This is a genomic window from Bacillus sp. FSL H8-0516 (assembly GCF_038635285.1).
GTDB lineage: Bacteria > Bacillota > Bacilli > Bacillales > Bacillaceae > Bacillus > Bacillus safensis.
In genome coordinates, this window is sequence record NZ_CP152051.1 from 1,854,925 (window position 1) to 1,878,838 (window position 23,914).

General features: G+C 43.2%; 25 protein-coding genes. 10 read left to right on the forward strand and 15 right to left on the reverse strand.

Annotated features, from left to right (window positions below; translation table 11 throughout):
- Positions 1-13 precede the first annotated feature (13 nt).
- The 9 genes from MHB67_RS09220 to MHB67_RS09260 all read right to left on the reverse strand — a co-directional run bounded on the left by MHB67_RS09220 (position 14) and on the right by MHB67_RS09260 (position 10,179).
- The gene (locus MHB67_RS09220) at positions 14-1,537 is read right to left on the reverse strand and encodes an acyl-CoA carboxylase subunit beta (RefSeq protein WP_197172901.1); all 1,524 of its coding nucleotides are present in this window, start codon (positions 1,535-1,537) and stop codon (positions 14-16) included.
- A gap of 18 nt (positions 1,538-1,555) precedes the next feature.
- On the reverse strand, positions 1,556-2,338 hold the full coding sequence (locus tag MHB67_RS09225; protein ID WP_122631302.1) for an enoyl-CoA hydratase: 783 nt from the start codon (positions 2,336-2,338) through the stop codon (positions 1,556-1,558).
- A 12-nt stretch (positions 2,339-2,350) separates the two neighbouring features.
- Complete coding sequence (locus MHB67_RS09230; protein ID WP_122631301.1) at positions 2,351-3,259, reverse strand: hydroxymethylglutaryl-CoA lyase; 909 nt, start codon at positions 3,257-3,259, stop codon at positions 2,351-2,353.
- An 11-nt stretch (positions 3,260-3,270) separates the two neighbouring features.
- Entirely contained in the window at positions 3,271-3,486 is a 216-nt protein-coding gene (locus tag MHB67_RS09235) for an acetyl-CoA carboxylase biotin carboxyl carrier protein subunit (protein WP_041085385.1), read from the reverse strand.
- Positions 3,483-4,832 (reverse strand): acetyl-CoA carboxylase biotin carboxylase subunit, encoded by a 1,350-nt coding sequence (locus MHB67_RS09240; RefSeq protein ID WP_342492913.1) that lies wholly within the window; start codon positions 4,830-4,832, stop codon positions 3,483-3,485. The genes MHB67_RS09235 and MHB67_RS09240 overlap by 4 nt, the downstream gene beginning before the upstream one ends.
- 8 nt (positions 4,833-4,840) lie before the next feature.
- The gene (locus tag MHB67_RS09245) at positions 4,841-6,478 is read right to left on the reverse strand and encodes an AMP-binding protein (RefSeq protein WP_342492914.1); all 1,638 of its coding nucleotides are present in this window, start codon (positions 6,476-6,478) and stop codon (positions 4,841-4,843) included.
- A 42-nt stretch (positions 6,479-6,520) separates the two neighbouring features.
- The gene (locus tag MHB67_RS09250; protein ID WP_283860136.1) at positions 6,521-7,663 is read right to left on the reverse strand and encodes an acyl-CoA dehydrogenase family protein; all 1,143 of its coding nucleotides are present in this window, start codon (positions 7,661-7,663) and stop codon (positions 6,521-6,523) included.
- 143 nt (positions 7,664-7,806) lie between these two features.
- Positions 7,807-9,348 carry a family 10 glycosylhydrolase gene (locus MHB67_RS09255; protein WP_283860137.1) on the reverse strand — a complete coding sequence of 514 codons (1,542 nt, stop codon included), beginning with the start codon at positions 9,346-9,348 and terminating at the stop codon, positions 7,807-7,809.
- Between the two features lie 24 nt (positions 9,349-9,372).
- Positions 9,373-10,179 carry a tyrosine-protein phosphatase gene (locus MHB67_RS09260; RefSeq protein WP_283860138.1) on the reverse strand — a complete coding sequence of 269 codons (807 nt, stop codon included), beginning with the start codon at positions 10,177-10,179 and terminating at the stop codon, positions 9,373-9,375.
- Between the two features lie 150 nt (positions 10,180-10,329).
- On the opposite strand from MHB67_RS09260, the gene MHB67_RS09265 reads away from it, so the two are divergent.
- Positions 10,330-11,094, forward strand: coding sequence for a DeoR/GlpR family DNA-binding transcription regulator (locus MHB67_RS09265; protein ID WP_133744081.1), 765 nt, complete (start codon positions 10,330-10,332; stop codon positions 11,092-11,094).
- A 17-nt stretch (positions 11,095-11,111) separates the two neighbouring features.
- Here the strand turns inward: MHB67_RS09265 and MHB67_RS09270 are convergent, their stop codons facing one another.
- Complete coding sequence (locus MHB67_RS09270) at positions 11,112-11,690, reverse strand: branched-chain amino acid aminotransferase (protein WP_283859434.1); 579 nt, start codon at positions 11,688-11,690, stop codon at positions 11,112-11,114.
- A 122-nt stretch (positions 11,691-11,812) separates the two neighbouring features.
- Between MHB67_RS09270 and MHB67_RS09275 the strand changes: the two genes are divergently transcribed.
- The 6 genes from MHB67_RS09275 to MHB67_RS09300 all read left to right on the forward strand — a co-directional run bounded on the left by MHB67_RS09275 (position 11,813) and on the right by MHB67_RS09300 (position 19,538).
- Positions 11,813-12,946, forward strand: a complete 1,134-nt coding sequence (locus MHB67_RS09275) for a sugar diacid recognition domain-containing protein (protein ID WP_333482096.1) — start codon at positions 11,813-11,815, stop codon at positions 12,944-12,946.
- 78 nt (positions 12,947-13,024) lie between these two features.
- A complete protein-coding gene (gene glcD, locus MHB67_RS09280) occupies positions 13,025-14,434 on the forward strand; it encodes a glycolate oxidase subunit GlcD (protein ID WP_122631299.1) in 1,410 nt (469 codons plus the stop codon).
- The gene (locus tag MHB67_RS09285) at positions 14,431-15,771 is read left to right on the forward strand and encodes a (Fe-S)-binding protein (protein ID WP_342492481.1); all 1,341 of its coding nucleotides are present in this window, start codon (positions 14,431-14,433) and stop codon (positions 15,769-15,771) included. The genes glcD and MHB67_RS09285 overlap by 4 nt, the downstream gene beginning before the upstream one ends.
- Before the next feature lie 72 nt (positions 15,772-15,843).
- Complete coding sequence (locus MHB67_RS09290) at positions 15,844-17,328, forward strand: spore germination protein (RefSeq protein ID WP_029707078.1); 1,485 nt, start codon at positions 15,844-15,846, stop codon at positions 17,326-17,328.
- A 12-nt stretch (positions 17,329-17,340) separates the two neighbouring features.
- Positions 17,341-18,441, forward strand: coding sequence for a GerAB/ArcD/ProY family transporter (locus tag MHB67_RS09295; protein ID WP_283859437.1), 1,101 nt, complete (start codon positions 17,341-17,343; stop codon positions 18,439-18,441).
- Entirely contained in the window at positions 18,438-19,538 is a 1,101-nt protein-coding gene (locus MHB67_RS09300) for a Ger(x)C family spore germination protein (RefSeq protein ID WP_342492482.1), read from the forward strand. Before MHB67_RS09295 ends, MHB67_RS09300 begins: the two co-directional genes overlap by 4 nt.
- A 10-nt stretch (positions 19,539-19,548) precedes the next feature.
- On the opposite strand, the gene MHB67_RS09305 is transcribed toward MHB67_RS09300, so the two are convergent.
- The 4 genes from MHB67_RS09305 to MHB67_RS09320 form a co-directional block, all read right to left on the reverse strand.
- Positions 19,549-19,779 (reverse strand): hypothetical protein, encoded by a 231-nt coding sequence (locus MHB67_RS09305; protein ID WP_232624300.1) that lies wholly within the window; start codon positions 19,777-19,779, stop codon positions 19,549-19,551.
- A gap of 177 nt (positions 19,780-19,956) precedes the next feature.
- On the reverse strand, positions 19,957-20,097 hold the full coding sequence (locus MHB67_RS09310; RefSeq protein WP_232624299.1) for a hypothetical protein: 141 nt from the start codon (positions 20,095-20,097) through the stop codon (positions 19,957-19,959).
- A gap of 271 nt (positions 20,098-20,368) precedes the next feature.
- On the reverse strand, positions 20,369-20,521 hold the full coding sequence (locus MHB67_RS09315; protein ID WP_226340885.1) for a hypothetical protein: 153 nt from the start codon (positions 20,519-20,521) through the stop codon (positions 20,369-20,371).
- A gap of 128 nt (positions 20,522-20,649) precedes the next feature.
- Positions 20,650-20,880 (reverse strand): excisionase family DNA-binding protein, encoded by a 231-nt coding sequence (locus MHB67_RS09320; RefSeq protein WP_024425698.1) that lies wholly within the window; start codon positions 20,878-20,880, stop codon positions 20,650-20,652.
- 168 nt (positions 20,881-21,048) lie between these two features.
- Here MHB67_RS09320 and MHB67_RS09325 point away from each other — a divergent pair, with 168 nt between their 5' ends.
- From MHB67_RS09325 to MHB67_RS09335, 3 genes are read left to right on the forward strand one after another with little or no spacing between them, the layout of a single operon-like run.
- Positions 21,049-21,456 carry a GtrA family protein gene (locus tag MHB67_RS09325; protein WP_283859442.1) on the forward strand — a complete coding sequence of 136 codons (408 nt, stop codon included), beginning with the start codon at positions 21,049-21,051 and terminating at the stop codon, positions 21,454-21,456.
- Positions 21,457-21,460: 4 nt separating this feature from the next.
- Entirely contained in the window at positions 21,461-22,342 is an 882-nt protein-coding gene (gene galU / locus MHB67_RS09330; RefSeq protein ID WP_035391811.1) for a UTP--glucose-1-phosphate uridylyltransferase GalU, read from the forward strand.
- 53 nt (positions 22,343-22,395) lie between these two features.
- Positions 22,396-22,998: a DedA family protein gene (locus tag MHB67_RS09335; protein ID WP_281236166.1), complete on the forward strand. Its 603-nt coding sequence runs from the start codon at positions 22,396-22,398 to the stop codon at positions 22,996-22,998.
- Between the two features lie 38 nt (positions 22,999-23,036).
- On the opposite strand, the gene MHB67_RS09340 is transcribed toward MHB67_RS09335, so the two are convergent.
- Positions 23,037-23,858, reverse strand: a complete 822-nt coding sequence (locus MHB67_RS09340; RefSeq protein WP_283859443.1) for a uroporphyrinogen-III synthase — start codon at positions 23,856-23,858, stop codon at positions 23,037-23,039.
- Positions 23,859-23,914: the final 56 nt, after the last annotated feature.

Below are 23,914 nucleotides of genomic sequence, written 5' to 3' on the forward strand. Positions count from 1 at the left end.
GAGGCCGCCCCCTTTAGACCGGATAAACCGGGTGTTTTCGTCTTGTAAATGTCATCTCTTTAGAGGTATAGGCTTGTAATCTATGACAAAGCTCATCTCGCAAATGGTCAAATGGGATGACACCATCGACAATCATTTCAGAGGCAAGCTCATATATATTCATATCTTCCTGGTATTCCTTGCGTTTCTCTTGAATAAATGCCGCTCTTTCCTCAGCAGGCAGTTCGGCAATTTTATTCGCATAGACAGCATTTACAGCGGCTTCTGGCCCCATGACAGCAATTTGTGCTGATGGGAGTGCGAGACAGCAGTCCGGTTCAAAGGCCGGTCCTGCCATTGCATATAAACCTGCACCATATGCTTTACGAACAATGACGGATATTTTCGGAACGGTTGCCTCTGACATGGCGGAGATCATTTTCGCTCCGTGCCTGATAATGCCTGCTTGTTCCACTTTTGTTCCGATCATAAACCCCGGTATATCGGCAAGGAAAAGGAGTGGAATATGAAAGGCGTCACATAGCTGAATAAACTTAGCGGCTTTGTCTGCTGAGTCATGGAATAAAACGCCGCCTTTTACCCTCGGCTGGTTGGCAATAAGACCGACAGGCTGACCATTCATGCGGCCAAAGCCTGTGATCAATTCTGCGGCAAACAGTTTTTTGATTTCAAAAAATGATCCTTCATCAATGAGTAAATCAATGAGCTGATACATATCAAAAGGGGTATTCTGCCCTTTAGGAATGAGGTCTTGGATGGTGATCTCTGATGGTTTAGGTGCGATTGCGGCTGCCCGCTTTGGTTTTTCTGTATAGTTGGCAGGCATGTAAGTTAAATAAGTGCGGGCGATTTGAATGGCTTCTTCCTCTGTTTTTGCTAAAATATCGCCGCATCCAGAAATGCTGCAATGCATTTTTGCGCCGCCCATTTCTTCAAGGGATACTTTCTCTCCAATCACCATTTCGGCCATTCGCGGTGAGCCTAAGTACATTGAGGCATTCCCTTCGACCATGACGACGATGTCACAAAAAGCAGGAATGTAAGCACCTCCGGCTGCCGAAGGACCAAATAGTAAACAAATTTGCGGAATACGTCCAGACAGCTTCACTTGGTTATAAAAAATGCGGCCTGCACCCCTTCTGCCTGGAAACATGGCGATTTGATCGGTGATTCTAGCACCCGCTGAGTCAACTAAATACAGCATTGGGCAGTTGAGCTTTTCGGCTGTTTCCTGGATTCTAATGATTTTTTCTACCGTTTTGACGCCCCATGATCCTGCCTTGACGGTAGAATCATTTGCCATAACGCAAACAGTCTGCCCATTCATCCGCCCTGTCCCTGTGACAACACCATCTGCTGGTAAATGTTCATTTTGACACTCGGCAAACATGGCATCCTCAATGAAAGAATCCTCATCTAATAACAACTGGAGGCGGTCACGGACAAACAATTTTCCTTTTTCTTTGTTTTTTTGATGGTATCGGTCTGCCCCGCCTTTCAGAATCTGCTGTTTTTTTAGTTCATATCCTTCGATCATACCCATTCCCCTTTCTTGCTACCTGCCTCTGTATTGAGGCGTTCGTTTTTCTTGGAAGGCTTGAAGACCTTCCGTTCGATCTTCTGTCTCAATGAGCCGTAGATACGCTTCGTATTCCTTTGTCAAACCTGTATGCAAATCGTGATCAAGGCTTGATTGAATCGCTTGTTTCGCTTCTTTTAAGGCAAGCGGGCCATTTTTGATGATTTGTTTTGCAAGAGAGATGGCATCGTTCATGAGGGAATCTGCTACAGAGATATGCTCAATCAGCCCAATTTGAATGGCTTCTTCTGCTTGTAATGATGCGCCTGTGAAAATAAGTTCTTTTGCTTTACCGAGTCCAATGAGGCGCGGAAGGCGCTGCGTCCCTCCGGCTCCTGGTATGATAGCTAGTCCTGTTTCTGGCAGGCCGAGTCTTGCTCCGGCTCGTGCAATGCGGAGATCACAAGCGAGCGCGAGCTCAAGTCCTCCGCCCAGTGCGTGTCCATTTATCACTGCAATGACAGGTACAGGAATAGATTCAATCTCGATAAAAGTTTGCTGAATCGAAAGAACAGCTCCTTTCGCTTCTGCTTCTGTCATCAATCGTCGTTCTTTTAAATCTGCTCCAGCACAAAAGACTTTTGAACCGGCTCCTGTAATGAGAAGACAGCGAATGCTTTCATCGTGTTTGATTTCTTGAATGATTTGATTGATCTCCTCCAGCATTGGAGCAGATAGGGAATTCGCTTGTTCTGGCCTGTTTAAGGTCATGATTCCGATCTGTTCATCTTGTATCGAAAAATGGATCAATGATGTCATGTTATTCATCCTTTATGAAGTAGTCTGAGAGTGATAAGCGCGTAAACAGTGACTAGGCAGGATTCGATCTACTTTTGCTTCAATCCATTCTGCCGCTTTAATTAATGCAGGAAGGTGAATATTTGTCTCAATTCCTAGTTTTTGAAGCATATGCACCACATCTTCTGTCGCCACATTTCCGCTGGAACCAGGTGCGTAGGGACATCCGCCAAGCCCGCCGCTGGAGGAGTCAAATATGGTGATCCCTGCTTTTAATGCCGTATAAATATTCGCAAGAGCCATCCCCTTCGTATCATGAAAATGAAGAGCGATTTTATCAGCAGGAAAACGTTCGAGTAAAATGTCTAAGCGTCTTTCTACTTGAAGCGGATGGGCTTCACCGATGGTGTCACCGAGAGATATTTCATCAATGCCATAAGAAAGCAAAATATCCGTTAACCGGAGGACTTGATCCATTGGCACTTGTTTTTCATATGGGCAGCCAAACACGGTGGAAATATACGCGCGCGTGTTTTTTCCTGCTGCTTTTAAATCAGCTGTCATTTGTTTGATAACAGGAAGTGTTTCGTGGATGGATTGATTCATATTTTTCTTGTTATGTGTTTCACTCGAAGAGATGAACATAGCGCCTGTGTCAAGATTGGCTTCAAAAAAATGAGCTAAGCCTTTTTCATTGGGAATGAGTGCTGCATAGGTGATGCCGTCTTTTTTGTTAAAGGATTGGGTGAGTTCTTTGGCATCTTTTAAGGCTGGAACCCATTTAGGATGAACAAATGATGTGACTTCAATATAAGGGAGCTGGGCTGCTGCGAGCAGATCAATCCACGTTCGCTTCTCGCCTGTGTCAAGCCAGACTGATTCATTTTGCAGTCCGTCCCGCGGGCCGACCTCCCTGATAAGCACACTCTTTGGTAATGCCATCTGGCTCCCTCCTATTCTGATAGTTCTAAAAGAACCTCTCCTTCATCGACAAACTCTCCCTCTGCCTTATACACTTTACTGATGATCCCGCCCTCTTCAGCAACGATCGGAATCTCCATTTTCATTGATTCTAAAATGGCAACCTCCTGTCCTTTTTGCACTTCATCGCCTTGTTTCACAAGAAGCTTCCACAAGTTTCCGGCCATTTGAATTGTGACATTTTTCATGAACGGTTTTCCTCCCTTTTTTTCATGAGAAAATCGGTGGTGATGCTGCCTTGTAAGAAAGCAGAAGATCCGGCCATTTCCCTTAAAAGCGGTAAGTTGGTTTTGATCCCTTCTATTTCATATGCTTGTAATGCCCCTTTTAATCGTTCTATTGCAAGTTTTCGTGTATCACCGTAAACGATCATTTTCGCAATCATTGGATCGTAAAAAGGGGTAATGATGCTTCCATTTGTCACGCTTGACTCATGACGGATATACGGAGCTTCAGGTGTGGAAAGCCGAGTGATCGTTCCTGGTGATGGATAAAAGGTGACGGGATCTTCCGCATAAATTCTAACCTCGATGGCATGGCCGATTTGATGAATATCCTCCTGATTAAAGGAAAGCGGCTCACATGCAGCGATTTTCAGCTGTTCCTCGACAAGGTCAATGCCTGTAATTTCTTCTGTGACAGGGTGCTCTACTTGTAATCTTGTGTTCATTTCTAGGAAATAAAATTGTTGATGCTGATCGACTAAACATTCAATCGTTCCTGCATTTTCATACCCAATCGCTTTGGCTGCTTTGACGGCCATCTCCCCCATCTGATGTCTCACCGATTCATCGAGACAGACGGCTGGTGCTTCTTCAATGATTTTTTGATGTCTTCGCTGGAGTGAACAGTCGCGCTCAAATAAGTGAACCCCATGGCCGAAGGAATCAAAAAGGACCTGAATTTCAATGTGCCGAGCGTTTTCAATGACCTTTTCCATATACAGCGTCCCATCGTTGAAAAAGCTTTGCGCTCTTTTTTGATTCCCTTCAAAAGCCCTGTACAGCTCCTCGTCATTTTGCACGAGCTGCATGCCAATTCCTCCGCCCCCGCTTGATGCCTTGAGCATGATCGGATAACCGAGTGACTGCGCTTGACTGACCCCTTCTTCTGCATCATGCAGCGGAGCTGAAACGCCTGGTACAATGGGGATACCTGCTTGAGCCATCGTTTTTCTTGCTTCAATTTTATTCCCCATTCGCTGAATGACTTGTGCGGATGGGCCAATAAAGGCGATTCCTTCGCTGCGGCAGCGTTCTGCAAAGGCTGCATTTTCTGATAAGAGGCCATATCCTGGGTGGATGGCCTCTGTATTTGTCTGTTTGGCTACCCTAATGATGGCTTCCATGTTTAAATAGCTTTCAGATACTTTCGCACCTCCAATCGGATAGGCGCTGTCTGCTTCTTGCACATGAAGTGCATGCTGATCTGCTTCTGAATAAACGGCGACGGTGTGGATTCCGAGCCTTTTAGATGTTCGAATAATTCGCCTGGCAATTTCGCCTCGATTGGCAATCAGTACTTTTTGAAACATCGCTGCCTTCACTCCTTTATTAGATCAAGTGCCTGCTTTTTCAGACGAAATTTTTGAATCTTCCCTGATGCGGTCATTGGATACTCGTCAGTGATGAAAAAATATTTAGGAATTTTGTAGCGTGCCATTTGCGACTGACAATAGCTGGTGAGTGTCTCAATTGTCACGGTCCTACCTTGTTTAAGCCGAATGAATGCGGCGGCTTCTTCTCCATACGTCTCGTCAGGTATCCCAACGACCTGTGCATCAAGAATGGCCGGATGAGTATAAAGAACGTCCTCAATCTCTTTTGGATAAACATTCTCTCCGCCTCTAATGATCATATCTTTCAGCCGTCCTGTGATTTTCACATAGCCGTCCTCATCCATCTCTGCTAAATCACCCGTATGAAGCCAGCCGTCCTGATCAATCACTTCATTTGTGGCTTCTTCATTTTTATAGTAGCCTTTCATCACATGATAGCCTCTTGTACACAGCTCTCCTTGTTCTCCTCTTGGTACTTCCTCCGGCGTGCCTGGAACGGTGATTTTCACTTCAATGTGAGGAAGCGCCCGGCCGACCGTTTGAACCCGCCTTTCAAATGAATCATCCGTTCTTGTTTGGGTAATGACAGGAGAGCTTTCAGTCTGTCCGTAGGCAATCGTGAGCTCCTTTAGTCCCATTTGTTCAATGACGGCTTTCATCACATGGGATGGGCAAAGAGATCCTGCCATAATGCCCGTTCGTAATGTGGACAGATCGTATTGGTGAAAATTCGGATGTTCGAGCTCTGCAATGAACATTGTCGGGACGCCGTGAAGGACGGTGCACTTCTCTTTTTCCACGGTTTGAAGGACTCGCTCTGGATGGAAGGATTCAACTGGAATGATCGTTCCTCCTTTTGTGAGACAAGCAAGCACGCCAAGAACAGATCCAAAGCAATGAAAGAAAGGAACGGGGATACACATTCGGTCCTTTTGGGTGAGCTTCATACAATCTGCGATTTGGCTAGCATTGCAGACGATGTTTGTATGGCTGAGCATGACTCCTTTTGGATAGCCGGTTGTGCCTGAAGTATATTGCATATTAATGACGTCATCTGGCGCAAGCTCATCCATTCGTTTCTCCCACTCATGATCCTCTGTTCTTTTGGCAGCTGCGTGAATACTGTCCCAGCTGCGCATGCCCTTTGGCGTGTGCTCACCTATATAGACGACACTTTTTAAATAAGGAAAAGATGAGGATGTGATCTCACCTTGATGAGCGTTTTGAAGCTCCGGTATGAGTTCTTCAAGCATTTTGACATAGGATGTCTCTTTAAACCCGTCTACGATAAACAGCATGCTGCTATCAGAGTGCTTGAGTAAATAAGCGAGTTCTTGTGATTGAAAGTTTGTATTCACGGTGACAAGAACGGCTCCAATCGACGCGCAGGCGAATTGCAGCATGAGCCATTCGGGTACATTGGGCGCCATGATGGCGATATGATCCCCTTTTTGAACCCCTAAAGCCATAAGACCTTTCCCAGTTTCCTTGACTTCTCGATAAAACGCTTCATATGAATAACGTAAAGAACGTTCTGGATACACAATGGCTTCATGTGCTGGATGCTGATCCCGTTTCTCTTTTAATAACGAGCCGATTGTCTGTGGATGAATCGACATCATGGCTTTCCTCCTCCATTGATGGTAAGCGTTTTCATTATCGAATTACGCTAACAGTTGTCTTGCGATGACTAGACGCTGAATTTCAGAGGTCCCTTCTCCAATTTCCATCAGCTTGGCATCTCTCACAAGCCGTTCTACACCACATTCTTTCATGTAGCCTGTTCCTCCGTGAATTTGGACAGCATCAAGACTTGCTTTTGTCGCCATTTCAGAAGCGAAAAGCTTGGCATAGGCAGCTTCTTTTGTAAACGGCTTGCCGTGATCTTTCAGCCAAGCAGCTTTCCACACCATTTGTCTAGCGAGTTCTATTTGCATCGCCATATCTGCCAGCTTAAACTGAATGGCTTGGAAGGAAGAAAGGGTCTGCCCAAATTGCTTTCTTTCCTTTGCGTAAGAGAGCGAAGCATCTAGTGCAGCTTGTGCGATGCCAACTGATAACGCAGCGATTGAAATGCGCCCCCCATCTAATGTATATAAAAATTGCTTAAAGCCTTTCGCTGGGTCTCCTAAAATATTCTGGGCTGGTACACGTACACCGTCTAAAATGATTTCTGCTGTATCTGAACCGCGCACGCCCATTTTGTCATATGGATTTGTAATGGTCAGCCCTTTTTGCCCTTTTTCCACAATAAAGGCGGAGATGATTGGGCGGCCGTTTTCATCTTGATCCGAGACAGCAGTGACGATAATGGTTCTGGCAAAATTGGCGTTTGTGATCCAGCACTTCTCCCCGCTAATGACATACTCTTGTCCGTCTTTGACTGCTTTTGTTTTCGTCCCTTTTGCATCTGATCCTGCGTTTGGTTCTGTTAATCCGAAGGAACCAAGTGCTGTCCCAGAAGCCAGCGGAACAAGGTGGTCCATCTTTTGCTCCTCTGTACCGAAGTAATAAAGCGGGCTTGCGCCTAAGGAGACGGCTGCGGCATAGCTAAGACCTGTACTGGCACACTGTTTTCCGATTTCTTCTACAGCGAGTGCATATGATATCGTATCTCCTCCTGAGCCGCCGTATTTCTCTGGAAAGGGGATGCCCATAAAGCCGAGCTCCCCCATTTTTTGAAACGTTTTGGCTGGGAATACGGCCTGTTTATCAATGGTTTGAGCGATTGGTGCAATTTCTGCTTTGGCGAAATCTTTGACCATCTGGCGGATCATTTGTTGTTCTTTCGTTAATTCAAAATCCATCTTGCTTCCCCCTTTAGCTCTTTTCTATCATATTTATTAATCAAGCAGCTGCTTCATGCCAAGCTTGATTGAATTCAGAAAATTAAAACAAGAATAATAGAAAAAAAGCATGAACGAAGAAAATCTCACTCATGCTTTTTCTGTTATTTCACTATTTTTGTAGAAGGCTTGCTTTCGTGATGAAGACGATTAAGAGCCGTAATCTTGTAAGTATCCATTTTCTTTTGATTGACTGGGAGGTCTTTAATCGTTGTTATGGCGCCTTTTTCTTTTCTAACCGTTTGCAGCAATTCATATGTTCCTTTATTTGTTAATCGATAGACCGCATAATAGGATACGGTAGAATGCGAATCATTTTTGATTTGTAAAGCCGCACCATCCGCTGTCTTTTTCACAGATTGAATGATTGGTTTTTTAGGTGCTTTCTGATGAAGCCAAGGCATTTCTGGAATGAGAGCTGGTTTGCGGTATGACTCTTCTATCAATCGATCCTTTACATTCAAAGGGTTGCGATTGATATCCTTCAGGCTGAAATGCATGCTTCCCTGCACAAGCTGTGACTGCCTGTTCAGCTCAATCTGCCTAAAATATTCTTCCGGGTCAGACCAAGCAGGGTCACTGTTTTGATTAATTTTATATGCCGCCTGCCCAATGTACAGGTGAACCGGCTCCCCTTTCACCTCATTTGACCACCATTTCGTCAGCACATCATAAGCGGCAGCTTGAAAGCCGATGCTCCAGTAAATTTGCGGAGTAACATAATCAATATCGTGCTGCTGAATCCACTCTCTTGTATCAGCATATAAATCATCGTAGTTGGTCATTCCTGCAGTGGTGTTTGAACCAGTCGGGTCATCTTTTATGTTGCGCCATACCCCGAATGGACTAATACCAAATTTCACATACGGTTTTTCTTTCTTAATGGTGTCATTGATTTGCTTTACCAGCTGATTCACATTATCTCTTCGCCAATCTTCTATATGTGTAAATGCTTTTTTTCCATATTTTTCATACGTTTCTTGATCTGGAAATGGTACACCGGCTATTTTATATGGATAAAAATAATCATCCATATGCACTGCATCAATATCGTAGTTTTTCACAACTTCTTCGATACCGCCGATAATGAAGTCCTGAGTTTCAGGAATACCAGGATTGTAATAAAGCTGATTACCATACGCAATCGTCCAATCAGGATGTTGTCTTGCAGGGTGATCGGCAGACAAACGGCTGAGATCAGTATGATTCATTGTGATTCGGTAAGGGTTAAACCAAGCGTGAAATTCAAGGCCGCGTTTATGAGCTTCTTCGATCATAAACTCAAGCGGATCGTACCCCGGATCTTTCCCTTGTGTTCCAGTCAAATATTCTGACCACGGCCCGTATGCTGAAGGATAAAAGGCATCTGCTGTTGGTTTAATTTGCATAATGACGGCATTCATATTCATCGCTTTGATTTCGTCTAACAAACGAATAAACTCTTGCTTCTGCTCTGCTACGGGCAGCCCCTTCTTTGAGGGCCAATCTAAGTTATAAACCGATGCAATCCATACCGCGCGCATCTCTCTTGTGCTCTCAAGCTTCCCTTTTGGCACTGCACGAGCTGCTAGACTGCTAGAAGGAATCAATAAAAATACAAACATCAACATCAGTGTTAAAACTGTCATACTGATCTTTTTCAGCATGTTTTGCATCACCTCACCTTAAGTTTATTCCGCTTTTTGTGATGGAATGCCAGCAGATGGTATAAGCAGAATGTTTTTCATTTCATTGAGATGAGCTTCAGGGACTTTGCAGGCTTCAATTAAATACCGCTCTGCACTCCCGTATGTCTCCAGCATTTCGTGCAGCACATCTTCAAGATAATCTTGCTGCACACCGACAAGCGGCTGAATTTGTTCTTTTGACACCCGGTATAAACTCATCAATCGGACAAATCGTTCCTGCCTTCTGACGAGCATTTGCACGCCTTCATTGGAACGCATGTATTCACTTAAAGCTACAGCCAGCGGTACACCTGCCACCAACTGAATCAGGGCAGATAAAAAACCTGTACGGTCCTTGCCACTCGTGCAGTGAAGCATCAGCGGGTAATGGCTTTGATCTGAAAGCAGTGTGAACAGCTGCCGAATCTCTTCTTTACGCTCTGTCAGCATGCTTTGATATAACTCTTTCATGATCGGTGTAAATGAGAGAGACTTCCCTTCTGTTACCAGCATACGAAACATGGTCCATTTACTTGGCATCTTACTGTCAGGCTGCATCGGAATATGGACGATTTTGTCGTGTTCCTTGATCTTTGGCGGATGTGATTTACGTTCTGAGGCTGTACGGAGGTCACAAACGGTTTGAATTCCGAGTGCTGAGAATATCTCGATGTCTTGTTTCGACAAACGGGATAAGTCTGCGGATCGATAAATCATTCCCTGTTTGATCACCATCCCATCTGTTGTTTGAAGTCCCCCTACTTCTCTAAAATTCGCAAGCTTTGAAAATGGGTTGTTTGATTGATTCATAGAAGTGAAAGTTCCTTTCTGGTTTCTTTCTTTTTTCTATCATACGCTTTTATATCAAAGGAGAAAAGAGAATCAATTGACCTAATCCATGTAAGAGAATTTATTGGTATAATGGAAAAAGGACATTCGGATTGATTGGAGATATGAAGTATGATAAAAACAAAACGGATTCAGCAAATCAAAGAGTATGTGTTTGACCGGGAATCTGCCTCACTTGATGAGCTTGTTGCGCATTTTGGTGTCTCAAAAAACACGATACGCCGAGATGTACAGGCGTTGGTCGAGTCCGGCGTACTCAAAAAAGTGTATGGCGGAGTGGCTGTGAACCACTCAACGTTAGTGGTGTATCAGGAGCGAAAGATCCGTCAGCTCAGTAAAAAGCAATTGATCGGTCAGACGGCTGCCGCTTTTGTGGAAAACGGGGATATGATTTTTATTGATTCTGGTACGACAACGCTTGAGATGCTCCCCTATTTGACGGAGAAACAGGTGACCATTGTGACCAATAATGTGGATTTCATTACACAGGCGATGCCTTATGAAAATCTCACCATCTTTTCCACTGGTGGGATGCTTGAAAGAAAAACGAATTCTTTCGTTGGTTATCAAAGTGTTGAGCGCTTAAAAGCTTACAATGTCAATAAAGCCTTTATCGCATCAACTGGTTTATCCATTGATCACGGCGTCACGAATTCTTCTCCGCTTGAAACCGATATTAAAAAGACGCTTGTTCAAAAAAGTGCCAAAACCTTTTTATTAGTGGATGATAGCAAATTCGATCATTACGCCTTGACCACGTTTTGTGATTTGCACGAGATTGATATCGTCGTGACCAATCAGGAGCCACATGAAGATTATCTTCAATATGGAAAAGAGCATGATGTACAGTTTGTCACACCTTCATCAAATGAATAGATGGACAAAAAAACGGCTCAGGAATTTGAGCCATTTTTTGATTCATTGATTTCAAGCTGTATGATCATACGGAATAAAAATCGATACACGGCCGAGATGACGTCAATGAAAGCCGTATCTTCGTGGATATTCTCAAGCTCAAGAAGCTGCAAATTCACATCAAATAAGCCATCTTGTCCATTAAATTGAAGCTGAGCACCATTTAATGGCGATAGCATGTCCTTTAGAATATTCGTGTCTTTTTTAGGACGTTTTAAACCGAATAGGACGGTATACGTTTGAAACACTTCATCCCATTCAATGGCCAAGCCATCCACTTTCACGACATCAAACCACTTGGATTCGATATAAATGAATTCTTTTTGATGTTTTTTCACATATGTAAGCGGTGTGTTTAGAAATGAGGCGTTTTCTGTTTGAATCATGTTCTCTGATTCCTTGTCTACACGCTCTATATATACATCGCCAAAACGGGCTTCTTCTTTTATTCTCGCTCCTTCTAATGTCCAATTGCGGCGCGCCGCTTCATCATATTCGAAGTCTGTCAGCGCCTGTCCCTCTTTCAGTAAGTCTTGTAAGCGATTTTGCAGTGACATGGCTATGTCTCCTTTCTTCTTCATGTGCATTCATTATTTTAGCATAACTCATGAAAAGAAAGATATGTCCTAGCATATGATGGTATGATAGTGTCAAAAGAAACATCTCGGAGGGGTACGTTTTGCTCACAATGACACTGGCAGAAAAAATCGTAGACGAGGTTAAAAAGGTGCTGACTGAGGAAATCATCATCGCACAAACAAACGGCACCATCATTGCAGCAACAGATCCAGCGCGCGTTGGACAATTTCATGAAGGAGCGTATCTGACATCTGTTGAAGGACAGAAACGAATTCTCACAAAGGATGACCAGCAGCACATGAAAGGCGTCAAAGCTGGTATCAATCTGCCTATTTATTTTAAGCAAGAGGTCATCGGGGTCATTGGGATGACAGGAGATCCTGTACATGTGTCTCCTTTTGGCGAAATATTAAGAAAAATGACCGAGCTGCTTATTCATGAACATGAATTTTTTCAAGAAACTGAAACGGATGAACGTCAGCTCGAAGCGTTTGTATTCGACTGGCTTCATCTGCCAGAGACAGCGATTGATCTCACTGAAAAAGCGTCGCGGCTTCAGCTTGATATCAACAAGGAGCGCGCAGTTGTTCTGATCGATTGTCAGGATGAATCGTTTATGAAGCAGAATCAATACAAAGAATTGAAGGAAACGCTGCATCTCAACAGCCAGGAGATCATCGTCCGCTGGGGGCATGGCCGCTTTTTACTCATGCTGCAAACAACAGCAGATGATCGTAAAGCCCTACAGCAGCGCCTGTTTCACATCCATGCCTCCCTTACGGCGCGGAGCTCGCCCGGGGTTTTGATTGGAGCGGGAAAACCAGCAGTTGCTCATTTGATGAAGCAATCGTTTCAACAAGCCTTTCGAGCATTAAAAATGGCCCATGCTGATACCCCGATTGTATTTGATGAAGATTTAACGCTCGAACTTTTTATGGAGGAAGTAAGTCAGGAAACAAAAGAAGTGTTTCTCGATCGAACGATCGCCCCTCTTTTCCCCTATCCTGAATTAGTGAAAACATTGCGGGTACTCATGACCTCAGATTGCTCATTGAAATATACCGCAGAAGCGATGCATGTCCATATCAATACACTGCATTACAGACTAAAACGAATCCAAGATTTAACGACACTCGATCCAAAGCGCATGCAAGATGCCATGCTCTTTTATTTAGCCTTCATGCTATTAGATAATGATCCAAAAAAACGAAGCAAACAGCCTGATATTTTGTAGAATCGTCCATAGGCATGAGGCGATTCTTTTTTTATACTGAAAGAAACGATACGTCTCATCAATAGGAGTTGAATGCGTATGTTAAATTCTGAATTTTTAAATCAATTAAAAAAGATTGTCGGTGCGTCTTACATGCAGGACAGTAAAGCCGATCGGCTTGCCTACTCTTATGATGCAACACCGAATTTTCAGCATATGCCAGATGTCATTGTAAGCCCGCATACGGCTGAGGAAATCCAGCAAATTGTCCGGCTCTGCGCCTCATACAACATACCGATCGTGCCAAGAGGATCAGGAACGAACCTTTGTGCAGGCACATGTCCCACTCAAGGCGGACTTGTGCTGCTGTTTACAAGAATGAACCAATTAATAGAAATAGATGAAGAAAACCTGACAGCAACGGTGCAGCCTGGTTTGATCACACAGGAATTTATTTGCCAAGTAGAGGCGAAAGGCCTCTTCTATCCACCTGATCCAAGCTCTATGAAAATCTCTACATTAGGCGGAAATATTAATGAAAATTCAGGTGGTCTCCGGGGGTTAAAGTATGGAGTGACGAGGGATTATGTACTTGGACTTGAAGTCGTTCTGCCAAACGGTGACATCATCAAAACAGGCGGCAAGCTTGCAAAGGACGTGGCCGGGTATGATATGACCCGTTTGTTCGTAGGTTCAGAAGGAACGCTCGGGATTGTCACTGAAGCCACGCTAAAGCTTTTGCCGCTTCCAGAAACAAAACAAACGATGCTTTGCTTATATGAAAGTTTAGAGGAAGCGGCCGCTTCAGTGTCGGCGATTATTGCAGAGCGTATCATCCCCGCCACATTAGAATTTATGGATCAGCCGACTCTGGAAGTCGTTGAAGACTTTGCAAAAATCGGTTTGCCGACTGACGTTCAAGCGGTGCTGTTAATCGAACAAGACGGCCATCCCGAGGCGGTTTCCCGTGATATGCAGCGCATCGAAAAAGTTTGTCAGCAGCACGGTGCAAAAGAAGTAAATATCGCTCATTCTGAAGAAGAGGCAAATGCACTTTTAACAGCGAGACGATCCGCTTTATCTGCCCTCGCCCGCTTAAGCCCGACGACCATTTTAGAAGATGCTACAGTCCCTAGGTCTGAAATTGCCCGCATGGTGCGGGCGATCGAAGACATTGCGAAGCAGTACAAAGTGAAAATCTGTACATTTGGTCATGCAGGTGATGGCAATTTGCATCCTACTTGTGCAACAGATGCAAGAAATGAAGAAGAAATGAAACGGGTGGAAGAAGCCTTTCAGGCCATTTTTGAAAAAGCAGTCTCACTTGGCGGCACCATTACGGGTGAACATGGCGTGGGTCTTATGAAAGCCCCTTACTTAGAACTAAAAGTTAAAAAAGAAGGCATTGCGGCAATGAAAGCGATCAAACAAGCGCTTGACCCGGAAAATATCATGAACCCTGATAAAGTGTTCGGAAAAGCCGCAAGAAAGCGGGTGGTGGTCTCATGAGTTCTAAACAAACAGAGATTCAACAAGCATTTCAGCAACAAATGGACGAAAAAGAGCTGCTCAATTGCATGCGTTGCGGATTTTGCCTTCCTTCCTGCCCGACTTATATTGAATCTGGTCAACAAGAAACACACTCTCCCCGCGGCCGAATTGCTTTAATGAAGGCGGTGAGAGACGGCGTCATTGAGCCAGATGAAGATGTCGAGCATTCACTGAATCTTTGTCTTGGCTGCCGTGCATGTGAACCGGTCTGCCCTTCCGGCGTTAAATATGGACGGTTACTTGAAGATGCAAGAGACATCATTCAGCAGCACAAAAAACAATCCATTCCTGTCAAACTTGTAAGACGTGTAGTGTTTAAAGGTCTCTTTCCTTCACAAAGCCGAATGAGGCAAGCAGCAGGACTTCTTCGATTTTATCAAACATCTGGTCTGCAAACGGCCGCCCGTAAAACTGGCATGCTGAAGGTGCTTCCACCGCACTTACGCCTGATGGAACAGGCGCTTCCAAAGGTGCCGCGTCAACGAAAAAGCCGTTTGCCGGAATACAAAGCCGCCGGCGTAGCGAGAAAACGGGTCGCCTTTTTTACTGGCTGTTTAATGGACACCGTTTTTTCCAGCACAAACGAAGCGACCATCCAGCTTTTGCAGCTGGCAGGCTGTGACGTCATCGTCCCTCCTATTCAGACGTGCTGCGGAGCGCTCCATGGCCATAGCGGTGAAAAAGAACAAGCGAAACAGTTAGCAAAGCGGAATATTGAAGCGTTTGAAGAGATAGATGCGGATGCCATAGTCATGAATGCGGGCGGTTGTGGTGCTTTTTTAAGTGATTATGATCATTTGCTTTGCGATGATCCGGATTTTCAAAAGCGAAGTGAATCCTTCTCAAAGAAAATCACGGATATATCAGACATTTTAGTGGAGCTGGAATTTCACCGCCGCATGCCGCTTGCTTTGCCAGAGCAGGTCATCACCTATCAGGATTCTTGTCATTTGCGGAACGGAATGGGTGTACAGCATGCACCAAGGATGCTGATGAAGGCCATTCAAGGTGTATCATTTAAAGAAATGAAGGATTCGGGCCGTTGCTGCGGCTCAGCTGGCATTTACAACATCTTGCAGCCAAAGATGTCGATGCAAATTTTAGATCATAAAATGACAGAAGCCACTCAAACAAAGGCCGCTGCCATCGTTACGTCTAATCCAGGCTGTCAGCTGCAAATGGCAGCAGGCATCAAACGCTCAGGGCACTCACCGAGCATGCGTGCCGTCCATCTAGCTGATTTATTATTAGAAGCCGTTCTATATGGAAAAAAAGCGTCCAGCCCATCAAGCTGAACGCTTTTTTCATGCATATCTTTAGACAATCGGTTAGATAATAGAGGCAAATCGCCGAAGGAGCTGGTCCAAATGCTGAAGAAAAACAAACAACAAAAGGACCCAAATTCAGTATTTGAAGCATTGTCACGTTCTGCTGATTTTACAAATGAGCTGTCTCGAAATGGAGATTTTCTGTATAGGATTTCCTTTTTTCGTTCATTGATTAATGGACATCTTCTACATGAACAAATTCTCCCTTCCCTCAAACAACTGCACCTGTCACCCACTCTTGAAGAGCTGAAAGAAAGAATTCCCATTGAGCAGGCTGTCATCACGAGCGATCTTCAAAAAGTGCAAGAAGCCCTTCACCGGGGCAGCATTGCGATTAGACTTGAGACAGACTGGGGCAAAACGCTTCTCTTGCCGATTGAAGAAAAGAAAGGCAGACAAATAGGTCCGCCTGAAATAGAATTTGGGATTATCAGTGCACAGGAAGCATTTGTGGAGGTTTTAGATACCAATTTAAATTTGGTCAGACGGCGGCTGCCGACGCCTAACCTGAAAGTTGAGGAAAAGACGGTTGGTACGCTCTCTCAAACAAAAGTTGCCGTGTTATATATTGAAGAAATCGCCAACCCGGAGAACATCGAAACGGTTCTTCAGCGAATTGAGGACGTTGATTATGATCAGATTTTAGATGCGAATTACCTCGCTCAAATGCTTTATGATGTATCCAATACGATCTTTCCGTTGTTTTTGAATACAGAAAGACCCGACCGCGTGTCTTCAGGCTTATCAGAAGGGAAAATTGCCATATTAGTGGATGGTTCGCCTCATGTCTTGCTTGCCCCAACTATTTTACTTGAGTATTTTTCCACGATGGAAGACTACAATATGTCATGGATTGCGGCTTCTTGCTTTAGGCTGTTACGCATATTTGCTGTGATATTTTCCATTTTTGCGACACCTTTATATGTCGCCGTTTTAACCTTTCATTATGAACTGATCCCAAAGGATTTATTAGAAACCATTGTTTCCTCGCGCTATCTTGTGCCATTTCCTCCGATCATTGAGGCACTATTTTTAGAGATTTCGATTGAATTACTAAGAGAAGCAGGTTCAAGGCTCCCAGCTAAAGTCGGTCAGACGCTCGGGATTGTTGGAGGGATTGTCATTGGACAGGCTGCTGTAGCAGCAGGATTAACGAGCAATATTTTACTCATTATTGTTGCCCTGTCTGCTCTCGCCTCATTTGTCACCCCTATTTACAAAATGGGCAGTGCCATTCGGCTGCTGAGATTTCCTTTTTTAGTTGCAGCACAGGTTTGGGGCGCATTAGGTATTGCTGTGATGGGATCTTTTCTGCTCACCCATTTAATGAAATTAACTTCAATTGGCCGGCCGTATTTAGAGCCTATTTTTCCAATGCGCCTTGCTGATTTAAAGGGCAGTTTGATTCGTCCTCAGCTCCGTTTTTTGAACAAAAGGCCGGAAAATTTACGTCCGCAAAATGAAACCATCCATCGCTCTAAGCCGAAGCAAGGCCGCAAGGGGAAAAATGATTTTTATGAATAAGGAAGTGAAGGCATGAGCTCTTCTTCTGTCAAAGAGAAATTTCAAGTATCCCCTTATTTTGTGTTTTTTCTCATCAATGCCAATCAAGTCGGTGTCGGCATTTTAAACTTTCAAACAAACCTTGTTCGTTCTATCAATAATGATGGATGGATCGCTATTTTGATTTCTGGCATGAGCGTCAATGTGATGATCTTTCTCATGTACTTGATGTTTAAAAAGGCACCTTCGGATGAATTTGGTGAAATCACGCAATATGTATTTGGCAAATGGATTGGGCAATTATTCAACATTCTTTATATCTTATATTTTGCTTCTTTGTCGCTGACCGTTCTTATCCATTACATGGATGTGATCCATGTATGGCTGTTTAAAGAGATTCCTGGTCTTTTGTTTGCGTCTGTACTGTTGCTGCTTGTGTATTACATTCATACTGGCGGCTTTAGAACCATTGCTGGATGGGCATTTTTTAGTGTTGTACTAACGTATTGGATGACGTTTATCTGTTTTTATGCCATGAAATATAGTCACCTTCGTTTCATGTTTCCAATGTTTGATCATACATTTTCGCAAATGCTTGTGGGAGTCAAAGATGCATCCTTATCCATGTTTGGTTTTGGCACGCTGCTTGTCTATTATCCCTTTATTAAACAAGCTCAGACATCTCAAAAATTTGCTCACATGGGGGCATTATTTACGACATGCTTAAACTTGCTGACTTTTCTCGTCTCTATAGCGTATTACTCAAGTGCTCAGCTCAAATTAACAAAATGGCCGACGCTAACGTTAACAAGCATTGTGAAGCTTCCGTTTATCCAGCGCTTTGAATTTATTGAAGTGTCTCTTTGGCTGCTTCTGATCATTCCTAATATCACGATTCCATTATGGGCAGCGAGCCGAATGGCAAAAAAAATGCTTCATACGAGCCAGCGCGTCACATTCATCGGGCTCAGCATCCTCATTCTGATCATGTTTTCGTTTTTTGCCAGTGCAACTTCTTTTGAAACCTTTAATCAATGGGTGGAATTTAGCGGATTCATTCTGATCTATGGATTGATTATCTGTATGGTCATTGGACTGATGCTGAAAAAAAGGAGGGGGAAAAAACGAGCATGAAACGTTATATACTTACGGGCCTCATGTTGTGTAGTCTTTTGTTAACCAGCTGTGCAGAGCCCCGCCTTTTAGATGAATTAAATATCTCTCAGGCGGCAGGATTTGATTTAGTTGAAGATGGTGAAATGAAGGGTTTCTTTGTCTTCCCTGTCTTTAAAAGTCAAGAGCAAGGGAGTTATCAAATATTAAGTGCAAAGTCAAACACCATTAGTAATATTCAGTTTCTCGTGTCAGAAGAATCACCTTTCCCAGTAGTCATGGGCCAGGTGCTCGTTATTTTAGTCAGTGAAAAGTTAGCAAAAGAAGTCGGCATGATCGATTTAATGAATTACATTTATCGTGATCCTATCATTGGTTCACGTCAAGTGTTTGCGATTGTAGGCGGAGAAGTTGAAGAGTTATTATACACAAAAATGAATCAAACGAACTTAAATATAGGTGTATATCTCTCTGATCTGCTCGCCCAAAATATGCGAAATGGCAATGAACCTGTCACCAATCAGCATATTTTTATGAATCAGATGCTGGCAAAAGGGGTCGATGCATACCTCCCCTACATTAAGAAAAAAGGCAATGTCATTAAGATCACAGGAGTCGCTCTGTTTGATCATGAAAAAATGGTCGGTCATATCCCTGGAAAAGACACGTTCACATTTAAAGCGATGATTGAAAATCATAAAAATGGCATCTACGAATTTCAATTGGCTGATCATGCAAAGACCCATGTCGTCATTGAAAATATCAAATCCCATGTGTCTTACCGAATTAAACCAACGGAAAACCTAACAAAGAAGCCTCAGATCATGATTGATATCAAACTGAAAGGTGAATTAAAAGAATTCATGAAGTCCAAAAAAATTGATAAACCATCTATATTGGACCATGTTGAAAAAGAAGTAGAAAAACGTGTCGCTCAGCAAGGACAAGACCTTGTTCAATCCTTTAAAAAGCAAAACATAGATCCGCTTGGGCTGGGCCTGAGGTATAGATCAAAAGACAAAGCAGTAACACCAGAAAAGTGGAAAAGCATTTATCCTGATGCAGATGTACAAGTTAAATGCCACATGAAGATTGTTCAAACCGGAGTCAGCCAATAAAAAGGCTTATTCAAATGTCTTGCTTGTTCTCCAAGATGTTGGACACTTTCATTTTCACTCGTGGAACCGGATCTTTTTGATGAACATCATGTAAAATCTTTTCTACTTCATTTTGATCAGTTCTAAGAATTTTAGGTGAAAATTTTTCCACAAGAGCCGGTCTATTCCCTTTTGCACAGTTTGCCATTGTATCTAGTGCAATGAAGCAGAAAGGTCTTCTTTTGTTTAGCCAAGATTTCATTCTCTCCCAGGTTGGGCAGCTGACGGCTGCCAGCCTTTCCCACTGATCGTGAAAATGGGTGCAATTTGACTCCATCCAATCCAAAATTTTGTGAGAACGGAAACGATGCAGGCAAATAAAAGCCTCTAACGGCAATTCTTTTTCACTGATCGATTTCAATTTTTCTAATATAATCCCTCATCTCCCGGCAAACTGCTGGCTGCTGCCCATGAGTAGGTAAAGGAATTCTTCGTCCTCGTGATCCAAAAGTTCCCTGACCCATTCAGCGGCAAATGTATCTAGAACATCACCCGCGATCTCTAACATTCGTGATTTCACTTCGGCATGCTCCGTTTCATAAAACCTACTTTGAATAGAATGCAAGATTTTTGCTGATCGTGCTGTTTCAAAGCATCGATGACATCATCCTCAAGAAACCATCTAGTGATTGAAAAGTCTAATATAGACACCAAATCATGCCTAACGGCTTTTAATGTTGGAGCTTTCTCGCTTTTGGTGATGACGACATCCTCCTCTACTTGAAAAGCCTGTCCGTCCTCTCCATAAAAATCATCAAACAGTAAAAATTGTTTAGGAGAATGGAGAACAGCTAGGTTATACCATTCAATAGGCCGTAATGAATAGCTGAGCAGTCTTTCGTGGCATTGATGGCATAATTGATAAGGCTGTTTCGGTTATCAGTCGATTCTACAACGTTCATTTCGTTTTTTTGACAGGCTTCACATAAAGTAGTTGTCCCCATTGTTTTTACTTCCTTTTACTGCTATTCTGCTTCTTTCATTCGAGCAAGCTTAAGGTGAAATAGAAATCATTCTTTCTATAACCGCGGCCATTCGTCCATATTGTTTCAAATGAAGAAATAACGATCTTCTAATCTTCATCCTTTACATCGGGGTCTTCCGGAATCGGTTCATTTAAGATCTCTTGGACGAGCTCTTTATATTGCTCGAGCTGCTTTAAATGCGTTTGAAACTGCCCTTGATAAATGAGATAAGATTCCCCGTCAAATACGTAACGGATCTTTTTTTGCTGGATTAATTTTTCAACATATGTTTCAGATACTTCTAAGTATTCAGCTGTTTCTGCGATTGTTAAATACATGTTTGTGCACCACCCGTTCGTTTCATCTAGCAAATTATATCACGAGCTGGTGAAAAAACAGATATCGCTTGTTCATGTTTTTTTCATCTTTTCTTCACTGATTCGTCAACTCGCTTTTGTACAGTATTCATAAACCCACTCAAACACTAGGAGGTGATGATCCTTCGGATGACAAAGAAAAATATTCGGACCTATGCCGCATTTTTAACTGTAGGCGCTAGCAATACGATGATTGACTTTCTGTTCTTCTTTTTTTTAACTGCTTGCTTTGTTCCCTCTTTTCTTGCACAGTGCTTGTCCTATACCGCAGGAATGCTGAACAGTTATGTTTGGAATCGAAAATGGACGTTCCAAGTGAAAAAGAAAGCTGACAAGTGGGAATGGTTCAAGTGGGCCACAGTCAACGGCGCAGCGTGCCTCCTCACCTATGTTGTCTTATATGTCATGCAGAAAGCAGGTTTCTCATTATTCATTAGTAAAGCGATTGGTACCCTTCTTGGCATGATGATCACTTTTACTGGAAGCCGCTTATGGGTTTTTCCATCAGAAAATAAACCATCAGAAATGGAGCGATGATTCAATGAATATCAAAAAAGCCGTTATACCAGCAGCCGGATTAGGCACACGTTTTTTACCCGCAACGAAAGCACAGCCAAAGGAAATGCTGCCTATTATCGACAAACCCGCCATTCAATACATAGTTGAGGAGGCTGTTCAATCAGGCATTGAAGATATACTAATTATCACAGGAAGAAATAAAAAATCAATTGAAGATCACTTTGACCGTTCGATTGAGCTAGAACACACGTTGCTTGAAAAAGGAAAAAATGAACAGCTGGCTGAAATCAAACATATTGCGGATATGGCCAATATTCATTATATTCGTCAAAAGGAGCCCTTAGGTCTTGGACATGCGGTATTATGTGCACGTCATTTTACTGGCAATGATCCTTTTGCGGTCCTTTTAGGTGATGATGTCATGGTGTCAGAAAGACCTGCACTCTCTCAGCTCATGGAAGTCTTTGAAGACAAACAAAGAGAGGTCATTGGCGTCCAGCAAGTGGATCGTCTAGATGTCAGTAAGTATGGTATGATAAGACCAGCTAGAGTAGACGGTCAAGTGTTTGAAGTCACAGACTTAGTGGAAAAGCCAGCTATTCATGAAGCTCCTTCCGATTTAGCCGTGATGGGCAGGTATCTGTTAACACCATCGATTTTTCCTATTCTACAAGGAATCGAGAGAGGTGCTGGGAACGAAATTCAGCTGACAGATGCGCTGAAAATCATTGCACATGAATCACCCATTTATGCTAAACAATTAGATGGGATGAGATTTGACGTTGGTGATAAGCTGGGCTCATTTAAGGCAGCGGCTGAAATTGGATTAATGCGTCATGATATGCGGCCAGCCATGCTAGCATATATGCAAAGCATACTCATGAGAGAAGCAAAACAAGCATAGGCTCTTATAAGGATGCTTGAAGAAAATTCGTATTTAAAGGCAGAGTGAAATGAATGGGAACCTTGTTTAATGAAATTTTAACCTGGCTGACAAGCCTTGGTTATGTAGGTGTTGCACTTGGACTGATGATTGAAATTATTCCAAGTGAAATTGTACTTGCCTACGGCGGATATATGGTGTCAACAGGAAGCATTGGATTTGTTGGAGCCGTCATCGCTGGGGTTATTGGAGGAACACTTGCCCAGTGTTTTATTTACTGGATCGGCCTTTACGGCGGCAGACCTTTTTTAACAAAGTACGGGAAGTATTTATTCATCCATGAACATCATATCGCGACTGCAGAGCGCTGGTTTGACCGGTATGGAACCGGTGTAGTCTTTACCGCACGCTTTATCCCTGTTGTCCGCCATGCCATCTCGATTCCAGCGGGTATTGCCAAGATGCCTTTTTTGAAATTTGTTTTCTTGACAGGATTAGCTGCCATTCCTTGGTCCATCTTATTTATTTATCTTGGCATGCAGCTTGGGACAAAATGGGATCATATTCAAAGTGTTGCTCATGCTTATACAACTCCTATAATGGTCATTGCCATCGTCCTGATTGTTCTCTACTTTGTACTCAAAAAAATTCGGACGAATCGAAAACGGACAATCTAACAAAAACGCCTTTCACTGATCTGGTGAAAGGCGTTTTTTTATGAGTGTGCTGATTGTTTTTTCATATATTGTGATAATTCTATAATCATTGCACCCATTCTCTCAAGTGACGGGGCAAGAATTCGGTCTATTCCCTCTTCTTTTAAAGCTTCAGCAGTGACTTTCCCGACAGCTACCGCCAGTACGTCCTGCTCGAATAATGCTTGCAATTCTTTTTTTCTGCCCCAATCTGCGGCTAGTTTGAAAAAGGCGTGAACCTGGACAGCGGTTGTAAAACAGACAGCATGAACTTGTCCATCTTTCATTTCTTGAAGCAGCGTTTCAGCTGCCTCTGGTTCAGGAGGTGTGTGCTGATATGGTAAAAGCGGCAAAACATCTGCCCCCTTGTCATGTAAAAACTGAATGAGAGCTGGTGCATTTTCACCATGAAGCTGCACCATCACGCGTTTTCCTTGAAATTCCTTGTCTTCAAGCTTTGAAATCAAGTCCCGAACCGTTCCGTCTTCATCAGAGACCTCTGGCTGAATTCCGCGTTTTTTCAACGCAGCAAAGGTTTTGTACCCTCTTGAAGCAATATGGGCATTTGATAGAATGTTCATAAATTCTTTACCAAGCTGCAGCTCTTCTGCACTCTCAATCAATGTATCTGTACCGATGCCTGTTGTTAAGATGACCCAGTCGGCCCCTTGTTTCACAAAGGTCTCTATGCCTGGCTTTAATTCTTCTTTTGCTAAAAATACGGTTCCTTGAAGAGAGCGAATAACGGCTTGTCCTCCTTGCTTTTCGACAAGTATACGCATTTCTTCTGTTTTTCTCGTTCCACAAATAGCAATCGTTTTTCCAGATAAGCCTTTACTCATTTTATCCCTCTTTTTCTATCACATTTGATATGTATTAAATATAGATTTATTTGGAA